The organism is Aeromonas veronii bv. veronii (assembly GCF_000820225.1).
Lineage (GTDB): Bacteria > Pseudomonadota > Gammaproteobacteria > Enterobacterales > Aeromonadaceae > Aeromonas > Aeromonas veronii.
In genome coordinates this window covers 60,996-73,741 of record NZ_CDDK01000046.1, presented here as the reverse complement: position 1 = coordinate 73,741, position 12,746 = coordinate 60,996, and the positions used below count along the sequence as shown (strand labels likewise).

At 60.2% G+C, this 12,746-nt stretch carries 11 protein-coding genes; 8 read left to right on the top strand and 3 right to left on the bottom strand.

The features are described from left to right. Positions 1 to 6: 6 nt before the first annotated feature. Positions 7 to 1,029, bottom strand: coding sequence for a tyrosine-type recombinase/integrase (locus tag BN1139_RS19780; RefSeq protein WP_005351610.1), 1,023 nt, complete (start codon positions 1,027 to 1,029; stop codon positions 7 to 9). Between the two features lie 188 nt (positions 1,030 to 1,217). Between BN1139_RS19780 and sbcB the strand changes: the two genes are divergently transcribed. Both sbcB and BN1139_RS19770 read left to right on the top strand, forming a co-directional pair. Beyond that, the gene (sbcB, locus tag BN1139_RS19775; RefSeq protein WP_005351608.1) at positions 1,218 to 2,633 is read left to right on the top strand and encodes an exodeoxyribonuclease I; all 1,416 of its coding nucleotides are present in this window, start codon (positions 1,218 to 1,220) and stop codon (positions 2,631 to 2,633) included. A gap of 155 nt (positions 2,634 to 2,788) precedes the next feature. Next, positions 2,789 to 3,289 (top strand): hypothetical protein, encoded by a 501-nt coding sequence (locus BN1139_RS19770; RefSeq protein ID WP_005351606.1) that lies wholly within the window; start codon positions 2,789 to 2,791, stop codon positions 3,287 to 3,289. Between the two features lie 78 nt (positions 3,290 to 3,367). Here BN1139_RS19770 and BN1139_RS19765 read toward each other — a convergent pair whose 3' ends face one another. Further along, entirely contained in the window at positions 3,368 to 5,077 is a 1,710-nt protein-coding gene (locus BN1139_RS19765; protein WP_005351602.1) for a glycoside hydrolase family 36 protein, read from the bottom strand. 160 nt (positions 5,078 to 5,237) lie between these two features. On the opposite strand from BN1139_RS19765, the gene BN1139_RS19760 reads away from it, so the two are divergent. The 3 genes from BN1139_RS19760 (at position 5,238) to cdd (ending at position 7,359) form a co-directional block, all read left to right on the top strand. Further along, a complete protein-coding gene (locus tag BN1139_RS19760) occupies positions 5,238 to 5,594 on the top strand; it encodes a CidA/LrgA family protein (RefSeq protein WP_005333279.1) in 357 nt (118 codons plus the stop codon). Further along, a complete protein-coding gene (locus BN1139_RS19755; RefSeq protein ID WP_005351600.1) occupies positions 5,591 to 6,277 on the top strand; it encodes an LrgB family protein in 687 nt (228 codons plus the stop codon). Before BN1139_RS19760 ends, BN1139_RS19755 begins: the two co-directional genes overlap by 4 nt. A gap of 197 nt (positions 6,278 to 6,474) precedes the next feature. After that, the gene (gene cdd, locus BN1139_RS19750; RefSeq protein WP_005333283.1) at positions 6,475 to 7,359 is read left to right on the top strand and encodes a cytidine deaminase; all 885 of its coding nucleotides are present in this window, start codon (positions 6,475 to 6,477) and stop codon (positions 7,357 to 7,359) included. 134 nt (positions 7,360 to 7,493) lie between these two features. Here cdd and BN1139_RS19745 read toward each other — a convergent pair whose 3' ends face one another. Then, complete coding sequence (locus BN1139_RS19745) at positions 7,494 to 8,879, bottom strand: tryptophanase (RefSeq protein WP_005351597.1); 1,386 nt, start codon at positions 8,877 to 8,879, stop codon at positions 7,494 to 7,496. A 459-nt stretch (positions 8,880 to 9,338) separates the two neighbouring features. Here BN1139_RS19745 and BN1139_RS21210 point away from each other — a divergent pair, with 459 nt between their 5' ends. The 3 genes from BN1139_RS21210 to BN1139_RS19735 all read left to right on the top strand — a co-directional run bounded on the left by BN1139_RS21210 (position 9,339) and on the right by BN1139_RS19735 (position 12,512). Continuing rightward, positions 9,339 to 9,503 carry a DUF2256 domain-containing protein gene (locus tag BN1139_RS21210; RefSeq protein ID WP_005351594.1) on the top strand — a complete coding sequence of 55 codons (165 nt, stop codon included), beginning with the start codon at positions 9,339 to 9,341 and terminating at the stop codon, positions 9,501 to 9,503. Beyond that, complete coding sequence (locus BN1139_RS19740; protein ID WP_005351593.1) at positions 9,503 to 11,023, top strand: cryptochrome/photolyase family protein; 1,521 nt, start codon at positions 9,503 to 9,505, stop codon at positions 11,021 to 11,023. Before BN1139_RS21210 ends, BN1139_RS19740 begins: the two co-directional genes overlap by 1 nt. A gap of 193 nt (positions 11,024 to 11,216) precedes the next feature. After that, on the top strand, positions 11,217 to 12,512 hold the full coding sequence (locus tag BN1139_RS19735) for a D-amino acid dehydrogenase (RefSeq protein ID WP_256689480.1): 1,296 nt from the start codon (positions 11,217 to 11,219) through the stop codon (positions 12,510 to 12,512). Positions 12,513 to 12,746 lie beyond the last annotated feature (234 nt).

Sequence of the window (12,746 nt, the reverse complement as noted above, 5' to 3'; positions counted from 1 at the left end):
GGATGATTAGACCACTACAGTTCGACGCATGTCATGCATACGCCAATACGGCAGATCCAGTTTATCTCGCACACGCTCTGCTAACTGGATCAGGGACGCACTGCTCAACGATCTTTTCGGATTCACTGGCGAGCGACATACTGGCCCTCCCTTTAGCCGATCTCTCGCTGCCGCTTCTTGCAGCAGCATCATAACCCTGCTGGGAATAGGCCGACGTATTGGCGCCCCACATTTGGCGCGAGCAGCGGGAACCGTCCAAATTTGCTCCTCCATATTGAACTCACTCCACTGTGCACCCAATGCCTCGCCGCTGCGACAACCAAGCAAGATCACCAATTTGGCTGCCAATTTTAATCCGCGGCTGGCCCTGCTCTGTTCAAATGCAATCCAAATCTGAGCGAGTTCACGCATGGTCAACACACGAGTGCCTCTCTCAGGTTGAGAGCCCACATCTTCGGTGCGTAATTGCAGCACCGGGGAGCCGCCAATGAGATTACGCCGAATACAAAAACTAAGAATGGATTTTAACCTGCGCAATAAATGCCCTGCGTTTTTCGGCTTTTTCTTGCCAATCTTATCAAACCACTCCAGCCAGCTCGAAAACGGGATCTGTTCCACCGGAATACCAATAAACAGAGGTTCGAAATAGCGCTGCATGGTATGCTCATAGAGCATGACCGTACGAGGCCGCAGTTTGGGCAAATGGTGCTCACGAAAATGCTCGCAGCACTGTTTCAGGGTGACATCATGCTTCTGGTGGAGTTTATCCCAGAAAACTCTGGGATGTTCATTACGTTCAAGAGCGCCACGGATAGCAGGGATCAACGCCCTGGCATCAGCGAGTTTAAGGTCGGGATAGCGTCCAATTTTGAGTCTCGCTGCTTTTCCTTGCCAGCGATAGCGATATTGCCACGAGATGGTGCCTCGCTCGGTGACCCGAGCTGACAGTCCATCACGGTCTGACAATTCCGTCTTGCCAAAGTAGGGCTTACCATAGAGGGCCCGTAGCTTCGTATCAGTAAGTGGCATATGACTCTCCTGTGACTGGTCATCTGATTTTTCACTGACACATTAACGCGTCCTAACGTGTACACAGATATGTACCAAACTGGTCTGAAACGGACTGAATCAAGATCGGACAAAGTGAGACAATCTGAGATAACACTCCGTATAACGACTTGTTTTTCAAGCATATAGACACAATTCAGAACCACGAAATGAACCAGCAGACAAATCCTACCTTCTATTTCCACGACTACGAGACCTTCGGCATCAGCCCCGCCAAGGACAGGCCGTCGCAGTTTGCCGGTATTCGTACCGATGCGGATTTCAACATCATTGGCGAGCCGCTGGTCATCTACTGCAAGCCGCCGGCGGACTATCTGCCGGATCCGGAGGCGTGCCTCATTACCGGTATCACGCCGCAAAAGGCGATGAAGGATGGGCTGTGCGAGGCGGATTTCATTCGCCAGATCCACGAGCAGTTCGCCACGCCGAATACCTGTGTGCTTGGCTACAACAGCATCCGCTTCGATGATGAAGTGACCCGTTACACCCTCTATCGCAACTTCTATGACCCCTATGCCTACAGCTGGCAGAACGGCAACTCCCGATGGGATATTCTCGACATGCTGCGGGCCTGCTATGCCCTGCGCCCGGAGGGGATCGAGTGGGCCTTTGACGATGAGGGGAAACCGAGTTTCAGACTTGAAAAGCTGACAGTCGGCAACGGCGTGGCCCACGCCAATGCCCACGACGCACTCTCTGACGTACTGGCCACCATCGAGATGGCCAAGCTGGTGAAAAAGGCGCAACCCAAGCTGTTCGGGTACCTGTTTGACCTTCGCAACAAGAATAAAGTGAAGGCGCTGATTGACGTGGTGACCATGAAGCCGCTGGTGCACGTCTCCGGCATGTTCTCCCCCTGGCAGGGTTGTGCAAGCTGGGTCTCGCCACTCGCCTGGCACCCCACCAACCAGAACGCGGTGATCATGGTCGACCTGACCCGCGACCCCACCCCGCTTATAGAGCTCACGAGCGAGGAGATCCGCGAGCGCCTCTATACCAAAAAAGAGGAGCTGGGGGATCTGGCGGGCATTCCGGTGAAACTGGTGCACATCAACAAGTGCCCGGTGCTGGCGCCGGCCGCCACCCTGACGGCGGAACGGGCCGACGAGCTCGGCATCAATCGGGAGCAGTGCCGCAAGAGCCTGGATCTGCTGCGCGCCCACCCCGAGGTGCGGGAAAAACTGGTGGAAGTATTCAATCAGGAGTTCGCCGGCAGCAATGAGAGCGACCCCGATACCCAGCTTTACGCCGGATTCTTTGGCCATGGCGACAAGTCCACCATGGATCTGGTGCGTGCCACCCCCGCGGATCTGCTGGGTGAACGGGAGTTCGCCTTTACCGACTCCCGGCTGCCGGAGATGCTGTTCCGCTACCGCGCCCGCAACTGGCCGCACACCTTGAGCGAAGCGGAGCAGAAACGCTGGCGCCTGCACTGCAGCGACTACTTCAGCCGCCGTCTGCCGGACTATGTGCCCCGTCTCGAGGCGCTGGCCGAGCAGAACCAGAGTAACGAACGGAACTTTGCGATTCTTAAGAGTCTCTACCACTATCTGGAAGATTTATGAGTTGTGAGTAGTTTCACAATAAATCCTTCCCGCCCATCCCCTTCTTCAGGTCATAATGACGAAGGGGATTTCCCCAAAAACCAATATCTTGCAACATCCTGAGCGGATGTCTCCCAAGCAAGAGATCTCTTTGGCCGAACGGAAGCCATTTGCTGATGCCTCGTCACCACGCACTGCTCGGATTACTGACCCTGCTGCCGCTGGCAGCCAACGCCGCATACCGGTTCGATGTGCCGGATTATCTTGCTCGCCTGCCCGAGCAGACCTATCGCATCGTAGAACAGAACTTCAACACCCTTTATCAGCAGACTGATTTCACTCCCCTGATCACCAACAGCTACTTCAACGGTTCCCATCTCTACAAGTTTGTCGGGGTACCGCTGGCCATCAGCGCCCAGTCAGGTTTCCAGCTGGAGGTGTTTGGTCAGGTCTATAATCGCGCTTCGCAAGCCTATATGCACCTGAGCGAGGATATGTCCCTCTATCGGGTGATGCGGGTCGATCTGATGGGGAACCCCAATGATCAGCTGGCCATCGGTTTTGGTCTGGGGGTGCCCATCACCCCGTTGCTAACCCTCAAGGCGATCGCCTCCGGCAGTGATATCCCGGGCTATGGCTCTGCCAAATACGCCGTTGGTTTTGAGTGGCGTTACTGAAAAACGTGACTGATAACCGCTAATTGAAACAATTCAGGCTCCATGATGGAGCCTGAATTGTATGTGGTGAGGCAGTGATCAGGTGTAGTGGATCACCCGCCCCTCGCCCCCTTGCAGGGTCACGGTTGTGCCGACTGCCTGCCCCTGCCAACAATCGGTTCCCCCCTCCGGCAGCAGAAACTCCTGTGGTTGACCCTCCCCGTTGAAGAGGCAGAGCAGAGTTCCGCCCTCGGGCAGGCTCACTTCACCGCAGGCAAAGTCCATCGACTCGAAACGGGCAGAGGGTGCCCGAGCCGCACAGAGCTCAAGCAGTTTGCGCAGTTGCGCTGCCTGCCCCTCATCGAGATCTTGCAGCCGATCACCGGCCAGCATCATGCCGCCGCTTGCCACCAACGCTGCCAGATGGAAACTGTATTCAGCCTGGCTCGCTTGCTGGGTCGGCAGATCGCGCAGACAGATGCAGTCGGGATCGAGGGCCCAGAGCTTGTCATTCTGCCAGGCGCGGCAGAAGGCTTCACGGGCAATTTGGCGGTAGCGGTGGCCATTGCGCTCCACGTCATCGCTCACCCGCATGCCATGAACCAATCCAAGGCTCGGCCAGATGGGGGCGTTGCAACCGAGCAGGAAGGCCCCTTCACCAGCACCACGCAGGATGGCCGCCATACCGCGCCGATAGGCTTCAACCCGGGTGGCGGCCGGATCGTGGAAACGGCCACCGTGGATGGCGCCCCAGAAGTTGGCATCGAGTTTGAAGTAGTGGATGCCCCACTGCTCGCGCAGGGTACGGAACACCTGCTCAAGGTGCGCTTGCACCTCGGGGTGGGTACCATCCAGTACATACCAGGGAGTACAACGCCAACCGCCATAGGTGACACGCTCGGAGGGGAGCGGCAGGCCGTCATCCCCCTTCACAAACCAGTCGGGGTGATCCTGAAACACCTGCGAACCGGGTTCGGCAATAAAGGGAGCGACCCAGAGGGCGGGCTCGCAGCCAGCCTGTTTGATCTCCGCAGCCAATGAAGCAACACCTTGCTCGAACTTGGCCGACGGGGTAAGCCAGTCGCCCATCTTGGCCTGATAGCCGTCGTCTATCTGCACATAGCGCAGGGCCGGGAAGCGCTCGGCACGCACCTGCAGGTTCTCGCGAATATCGGCAGCACTCACCTCGGCGTAGTAGTGATACCAGGAGCACCAGCCGCTCGGGCGCTCACTCACCTTGCCGATCAGCGAGCCGTGCTCGACCTCGATCAGCCGTGCCAACTCGGCCAGCAGATCCTCGCGCTCAGCCCCTTCGAGGCAGATCAGCGCCTCGCTCTGCCAGTGCTCACCGGCTGCAAGTTTTCGCCCTTCGCAGTTCATCAGGATCTGCAAGCGGCCATCGGGATAGAGACGAAACTCCCCGCCAAAACGGTGGCAGCTGGCAAAGGCGAGCAGCAGCCACCCCTTGCCATGCTCCACCAGCAACAGGTTGTGAATGGTGTGATAGCCATTGTCATCAGTGATGCGATAAACGCTGGCATCGGGGCAACGGCCGACATGTTGCGGTGATTGCCAGCTACCCATGGTCTGGGCCAGCATCTGGAATCCTTCGCCATAGATGGCGCTCTCCACCGGCAGGCCAAGCTTGCCGTCAAACAGCACCCAGCGCTCAACCGGAGTGGCATCAGAACCGGTGTTGTCGAGTCGCACCCGACACAGGGGCCCTTCCCACTGACGGGTTTGCAGCAGATGGGGTGGCAACGCATTATCGTTCGCCAGCTGGCGAACTCGGGACAAGAGGGATGTCATCACTACTCCTTGTAGTTCGAAAAGGGTTCTATCAGACAAATTTCAAAAATTGCCAATCAAATCAGCTTCAAATGAACTGATTTCAGTTGTTATTGTTTTAATGCCGCGACCCGGCCTCTCTGGTAAACTGCGATTTTTCTTCCCAGTCGATGAGGTTCACGTGATCGCGCAACGCGCCTTGCTGTACTTTCGTGACTTTATGGTCATCGTCGCCTGCCTGCTGGCAGGCAAATCCGTGGCAGCCATCCTGCCTTTCGCCTTTCCCGGCAGCATCATCGGTATGCTGCTGCTGTTTGTGCTGCTCTCCCTGCAACTGATCAAGCTGCATTGGGTCGAGCTGGGGGCAGGCTTGCTGCTGCGCCACATGGGCGTGCTGTTCGTGCCGGTTGCAGTCGGACTGGTGGCCTGGCTTGAGCCCCTGCGCCAATCCTTCGGCGTCATCATGCTCTGCATCGTGCTCGGGATCGTGCTGATCCTCGCCACCGTCGGTCGGCTCTACCAGAGGATGAACAAATGATCTTCTGGCTAGCGATCCCTCTGACCCTGGCGCTCTATTTCGCCACCCGCGCCCTCTATCGCCGCCTGCCCTGGCCCATCATCAATCCGGTGCTGGTACCGACCGCGGTGATCATTGGACTACTACTCTGGCTCGATCTGCCCCTTGAGCAGTACGAGCGCGGCAGCAGCCCCATTACCATGCTGCTGGAGCCCGCCGTGGTGGCGCTGGCGCTGCCGCTCTATCAGCAGGCGCGCCAGATCCAGGCCAAACTCAAGCCCATCCTAATCTGTACCCTCGCCTCCGTCTTGATCTCGGTGTGCACAACCCTGCTGATCGGTCATTTTATGGGCACAGATCCGGCGCTGCTCGCCTCATTGGCTACCAAATCCATCACCACCCCGCTCGCCATGAGCGTCAGCCAGTCCATCGGCGGCATTCCCGCCATCGCGGCCGCCGTGGTGGTGGTGGTGGGGATTGTCGGTGCCCTGATCGGCTACCCGCTGCTCAGATTGCTGAAAGTGACCGATCCGGAAGCCCAAGGGCTCGCCATGGGGGCCTGTGCCCACGCCATCGGCACCGCCACCTCCGCCGAGAAGGGGATCACCCAGGGGGCCTTTGCCTCGCTCGCCATGGTGGTGTGCGGGATCCTCACCGCTGCCGTCGCGCCGCTGCTGTTTGCCATCTATCACTGGCTGATCTGATGACCCCATTGACCACCTGTTGATCATTCCGGGGGGCCTGCTGGCCTCTCGGGGTGCGACCTGCCGCACAATTTGCACAAGACAAACGTTTCCATTACCATCCGCCTCCGTTTGCCCGTCAGGGCGTGAGCCTGCTCACACATTTACCCGAGCTTGCTCCCTACAATGGCCGCCCAATTGGCCTTTGAGGACACACTATGCATCCCCGTTTTGCCAAGCCATTCGATACCCTCTCTGCCCCGCTCAAAGCAGCCGTGCAGCCCATGCTGGATAGTGCCGACTTCAACGCCCGCTTCACGCCGGAGCAAGTCGCCACCCTGAAAGCCGCCACAGGTCTCGATGATCGCGCCCTGCGCCTCGCCCTGTTGCCGCTGGCCGCCGCCTGTTCTGTGGCCCCCATCTCCAAGTTTTATGTCGGTGCCATCGCCTGTGGCCTGAGCGGCACCTGGTACTTCGGTGCCAACATGGAGTTTGCTGGGCAAGGTCTGTTCCACTCGGTTCACGCCGAGCAGTCCGCCATCTCCAACGCCTGGCTGGGTGGCGAGACCGGGATATCTGAAATCACCGTCAACTACACCCCTTGCGGCCACTGCCGTCAGTTCATGAACGAGCTGAGCACCGCCAAGATCCTGAAAGTCTCTCTGCCCGATGACCTGAGCGCCCTGCAATCCTTCCTGCCTCACTCGTTTGGCCCGGCGGATCTCGACATCACGGATGCGCTGATGAGCCCGCAGGATCACGCAGAGCTTGAACTTCAAAGCGAAGATCCGCTGTGGCAAGCCGCGCTGGCCGCCGCCCGTCAAAGCTACGCCCCCTATAGCCAGGGCTATGCCGCGGTGGCGCTGCAGTTTGCCGATGGCCGCATCTTCTCTGGCCGCTACGCCGAGAACGCCGCCTTCAACCCCAGCCTGCCGCCGATGCAGATGGCCTGCGCCCATGCGGTGCTTAATGGCGAAGATCTCGCCACCATCCGCCGCGCCGTGCTGCTGGAGAACAAAAACGGCCAAATCAGCCAGCGTGACTCCGCCCAGTCCACTCTCAAGGCGCTGGGCTCGGTCGAGCTGGAGTATCAGGCGGTCTGACCCCCGCTTCGCTTCGATAAACGAAAGCCCCCGCACCTTGGTGCGGGGGCTTTTTTACTTGGCCGTTTAACCGGGAGCAGCCGGTGATCCTCACGGCTTGGCTGGGTTGATCACCCAGTCTGACCGGTTGCTGATCAGACAGGCTTGAGCCGCGCCGTGAAGTGGCGCAGCAGCGGCGGCTCGTAGTCAAAGGTGAGCCCGCGAATGCCGCTGGCCCGCGCTTTTACCGCGATCAGGCAGTCGGCCACATAGTCCATGTGATCCCGGGTGTAGACCCGGCGCGGAATGGTGAGGCGCAACAGCTCGAAGTCCGCCGCCTCCTGCTTGCCGGTGGCGGGATCGCGCCCCAGCAACAGGGAGCCAATCTCCACCCCGCGCACGCCCCCTTCCAGATAGAGCTCGCAGGCGAGTGCATGAGCCGGGAACTGCTCGGCCGGAATATGGGGCAGCAGCTTTTTGGCATCCACAAACACCGCATGGCCGCCGGTGGGGGTCTGGATCGGGATACCCGCCTCGGCCAGCCGCTCGCCGAGATAAGCCACCTGACTTATGCGATAGGTGAGATACTCCTCATCCATCCCCTCGCGCAGACCGATGGCGAGCGCCGCCATGTCTCGTCCGGCGAGGCCACCGTAGGTGACAAACCCCTCCATCGCCACGCAGCGCACCTGCACCGCGCGGAACAGGTCGAGATCCTCTTTAAAGCAGCAGAGCCCGCCGATATTGACCAGCCCGTCCTTCTTGGCCGACATGGTGAAGATGTCCCCCAGTGCGAACATCTGGCGCACTATCTCCTTGATGCTGTGCTTGGCATAGGCCGGATCCCGCTCCTTGATAAACCAGGCGTTCTCGGCAAAGCGGGCGGCGTCGATCACCACCGGAATATGGTGGCGACGGGCCAGTTCGGAAACCGCCTCCATATTGGCCATGGAGACCGGCTGGCCACCAGCGCTGTTGCAGGTCACCGTGATGATGATGCCGGCCACGTTGTCGGCCCCCAGGGTTTCGATGGTGTCGGTCAGGCGAGGGAGATCAAAATCCCCCTTCCAGGCGTAGGGGGCCGTGGTGTCGAGGGCTTTCGGGGTGAGCAGGTTGATAGCCCGCGCGCCGGCTAACTCCACGTGGGCCTTGGTGGTGTCGAAGTGGTAGTTGGAGATGAAGACCGGCGCCTTGCCCTTGCAGCGCTTGACCAACTCGGGGAAGAGGATCTGCTCGGCCCCGCGCCCCTGGTGGGTGGGCATCACATGCTGGTAACCAAAAATGTCGCGCACCGTGCGCTCCAGCTCGACGAAGTTGCGGCTGCCCGCATAGGCCTCATCCCCCATCATGATGCCGGCCCACTGACGATCGGACATGGCACCGGTACCGCTGTCAGTCAGCAGATCGATATAGACATCCTCGGCCAACAGCAGGAAGGGGTTCCAGCCAGCGGCCTCGAGGGCGGCACGGCGCTCGGCGCCAGTGGTCTGTTTGATGGGCTCGACCATCTTGATACGAAACGGCTCGGGTATACGACGCATATAAGACTCCTCACCGGCGCTAGGCCAGTGTGTTTGAAATTGGAATTGGCAAAGAGGCCGGGGCGATCAGGGTCGTCCGGCTGACAAATTCAAATGGCGGGTGCCGCCAATCAGCGGTGAGGAAAGTCGAAGGTGAGAATGGGATCCCGAGTATACCAGTGGGCGAGCAGGCAAGCTGCCCGGGGCGTAGCTGTCATGATTGGCATCACTCCCCTCCATATCGTTGTAGACAGTCGGTGGCCAACAAGATCCATAGATGGATGCTGCCAACGGGCAGCCTCGCCACGTTAACGGCTGGTTAATTTGCAAACAAGAGATGCACTGACAGGCTGTGCGCCCGCTCACAAAGTGCGCATCTGCGCGGCAAACTGGCAGTGAGGTTGATCCGCCCGCGCCCCCGGTTCGTTATTCTCCCTACCCACACGCCACATCCCCCATCAGCCAGGGCCGGGAGCCATCATGCATCGCAAACCCCATCTGCCCGAGAAGATCTGCCCCGTCTGCCAGCGCCCCTTCAGCTGGCGGCGCAAGTGGGCACGCAGCTGGGAGGAGATTCGCTACTGCAGCGAGCGCTGTCGCCACGCTCGTCACAGCAGCCAGCAACCTGAGGGGGAGCGAGTCTGATGGAGCTGCGCCTGATTCTCGGCGATCAGCTGAACGCCGGTCACAGCTGGTTTCGCACCCCGGATCCGGTGGTCTGCTATCTGATGGCAGAGCTGCGTCAGGAGACTGACTACTGCCACCACCATCGCCAGAAGGTGCTGGCCTTCTTTGCCGCCATGCGCGCCTTCGCAGCGGCACTCACCCAAGCGGGCCACCGCGTCTGTTACCTGACCCTTGATGAGAGCGCCCGCTGGCCCGATTTGCCCGGCTTGCTGGAGGCTCAGCTCGAAGCACATCAGGCCAGCAGCTTTGCCTGGCAGAGCCCGGACGAGTGGCGCCTCGCCAGCCAGTTGAAAAGCTGGGCCGCTGGCCTTGCCATCCCAGCCACCGAGGTGGAGAGCGAACATTTTCTCACCCCCCGTGATGGCTGGCAGCGCTATCCCCACAGCCGGATGGAGTTCTTCTACCGCGCCTTGCGCAAGCAATACCAAGTGCTGCTCGATGAGCGCGGCCAACCCCTTGGCGGGCGCTGGAATTTTGATGACGAGAACCGCGCCAAGCTGCCGGCGAGCCAGCCAATCCCGGAACCCCTCACCTTTGCCAACGAGGTGAGCGAGATTGACGCCATGCTGACCCGCCACGGGGTCAGTACCATAGGCGAGGCGGATGCCAGCAAGCTGCCGTGGCCCATCACAAGGCGCCAGAGTCGCGAGCTGCTGGCCCATTTTCTGGCCCACTGCCTGCCCCATTTTGGCCGCTATCAGGATGCCCTGAGCGAGCGGGGGTGGAGCCTGTTTCACAGCCGTTTGTCGTTTTCCCTCAACAGCAAGATGCTTCATCCGCTTGAGGTGATCCGCGCCGCCGAGACCCACTGGCAGGCCAATCAGGCCACCATCACGTTGGCACAGGTGGAGGGCTTTATTCGCCAGATCCTCGGCTGGCGCGAGTTTGTCCGTGCCCTTTACTGGGAGAAGATGCCCGACTACAAGCAGAGCAATTTTCTCGAGGCCAAACGGCCGCTGCCGGGTTTCTTCTGGAATGGCGAAACCAGGATGGCCTGCGTGCGTCACGCCATTGGCCAGTCTCTTGAGCACGGTTACGCCCACCATATCCAGCGGCTGATGGTGACCGGCAACTTTGCCCTGCTGGCAGGGATCGACCCCGATGAGGTGGATCAGTGGTATCTCGGTATCTATGTGGATGCCATCGAGTGGGTGGAGCTGCCCAACACCCGCGGCATGAGCCAGTTTGCCGACGGCGGCCTGATGGGCAGCAAGCCCTACGCCAGCAGCGGCGCCTATCTCGAGCGGATGGGCCACTACTGCAAGGGGTGCCACTATCAGGTCAAAGCACGCCACGGCGACGGAAGTTGCCCCTTCAACAGCCTCTACTGGCACTTTCTCTGGCGCAATCGGGACAAACTGGGCGGCAATCCCCGCCTCGCCCTCCCCTATGCCAACTGGGATGGCCAAGCCGCAGCGCAGCAGCAAGCCATTCTGGCGACGGCGGAGCACTATCTGATCCATCTTGAGCTGCTGTAAGCGGACCATGCCTCCTGACACACTCCCCTGACAACAGCGTAGCGATTTACGCTGGCAATCAGGCGTGCCATCGCACCAAACACCAGCCTGTGACTGGCAGGCAGACGGAGATCCCAATCCTGCGCAGAGCGGTTGAATATCCTGTGGCGGCTGATTATGGTGGTGGCCACATCAAGGTTTCCATCAACCAAACATCAGAAAAACGAGTCTAAGGAAAGACGATATGGAGATAGTGGTTCTCGGTGGCGGCGTAATTGGGGTAACCAGCGCCTGGTATCTGGCCAAAGCGGGTCACAAGGTGACCCTGCTGGAGCGACAAGGTGGCGTCGCCCTTGAAACCAGCCATGCCAACGCCGGGCAGATATCCCCCGGTTATGCGGCCCCTTGGGCAGCTCCCGGCATCCCCCTCAAGGCGGCCAAATGGATGCTGCAAAAGCATGCCCCCTTCACCGTGCGCCCCACTGCCGACCCCTTCCAGCTGCGCTGGATGCTGAAGATGCTCGCCAACTGCACCCCGACCGCCTATGCCACCAACAAGGGGCGCATGGTGCGTCTGGCCGAATACAGCCGCGACTGCATGAAGCTGCTGCGCGACGAGCTGAGCATCGATTACGAAGGGCGCCAGCTCGGCACCCTGCAGCTGTTTCGCAGCCAGTCCCAGCTCGATGCCAGTCAACGCGATATCGAGGTGCTGGAGGAGTATGGCGTCCCCTACCAGTCGCTGGATGCCAGCGGCTGCGAAGCGGCAGAGCCTGCGCTGGCGCGGGTGCGCGGCAAAATCGTCGGCGGCTTGCGTCTGCCCGGCGACGAGACCGGCGACTGCTTCCGCTTCACCAAGGCCCTTGCCCTTGAAGCCGAGAAGCTCGGGGTCAAGTTCATCTTCAACTGCGACATCGACGAGATTGAGCAAGCCCGCGGCCGCGCCGTGGCGGTGCGGGCGAGCGATCAGCGCTATCGCGCCGATGCCATCGTCTGTGCGCTCGGCAGCTATGCCACCGGCTTTTTGCGGCCGCTGCTGCGCCCGCTCGGGCTGGAGCTGCCGGTCTATCCGGTCAAGGGCTACTCCCTCACCCTGCCGATGATCAATGCCGAGGCCGCGCCGCGCAGTACAGTGCTGGACGAAACCTACAAGGTGGCCATCACCCGTTTTGACGAGCGGATCCGGGTCGGCGGCATGGCGGAGCTGTCGGGCTACAACCTCGCTCTCAACCCCAGACGTCACGACACCCTGGCGATGGTGGTGGGGGATCTTTTCCCCGAGGGGGGCGATATCAGCCAAGCCGAGTTTTGGACCGGCCTGCGCCCCATGACGCCGGACGGCACCCCGCTGGTGGGGCCCAGCCCCATTCCCGGTCTCTGGCTCAATACCGGCCACGGCACCCTGGGCTGGACCATGGCGGCCGGCTCGGGTCAGCTGTTGTGCGATCTTATCAACGGCAGCGAGCCCGCCATCAGCGATGAGGGGCTGACCCTCGCCCGTTACGGCTAAGCACCTAAGCTGTCGGGCTGTTTCACTCGCCAACTACGCCCTCAGACAACAGCAGAGGACGTTCTCAACCACTTTATTGACAGGCCACCGCCATAAACGGTGGCCTTTTCGTCTGATGTTGACCTTCTCCCTGCCCGTCTGCCTTAGCGGTGCTCTGGCTGCCGGTTAATGCAGCAAACGGCACAGAATATTGCGCAATTCGACTTGCGCAAGCCGCCACAATCCGTAATGTGG

Excerpts from the sequence above, each read along its gene's own strand:
- BN1139_RS19780 (WP_005351610.1), bottom strand. The coding sequence starts at position 1,029 with ATGCCACTTACTGATACGAAGCTACGGGCCCTCTATGGTAAGCCCTAC.
- sbcB (WP_005351608.1), top strand. The coding sequence starts at position 1,218 with ATGAACCAGCAGACAAATCCTACCTTCTATTTCCACGACTACGAGACC.
- BN1139_RS19770 (WP_005351606.1), top strand. The coding sequence starts at position 2,789 with ATGCCTCGTCACCACGCACTGCTCGGATTACTGACCCTGCTGCCGCTG.
- BN1139_RS19765 (WP_005351602.1), bottom strand. The coding sequence starts at position 5,077 with ATGACATCCCTCTTGTCCCGAGTTCGCCAGCTGGCGAACGATAATGCG.
- BN1139_RS19755 (WP_005351600.1), top strand. The coding sequence starts at position 5,591 with ATGATCTTCTGGCTAGCGATCCCTCTGACCCTGGCGCTCTATTTCGCC.
- cdd (WP_005333283.1), top strand. The coding sequence starts at position 6,475 with ATGCATCCCCGTTTTGCCAAGCCATTCGATACCCTCTCTGCCCCGCTC.
- BN1139_RS19745 (WP_005351597.1), bottom strand. The coding sequence starts at position 8,879 with ATGCGTCGTATACCCGAGCCGTTTCGTATCAAGATGGTCGAGCCCATC.
- BN1139_RS21210 (WP_005351594.1), top strand. The coding sequence starts at position 9,339 with ATGCATCGCAAACCCCATCTGCCCGAGAAGATCTGCCCCGTCTGCCAG.
- BN1139_RS19740 (WP_005351593.1), top strand. The coding sequence starts at position 9,503 with ATGGAGCTGCGCCTGATTCTCGGCGATCAGCTGAACGCCGGTCACAGC.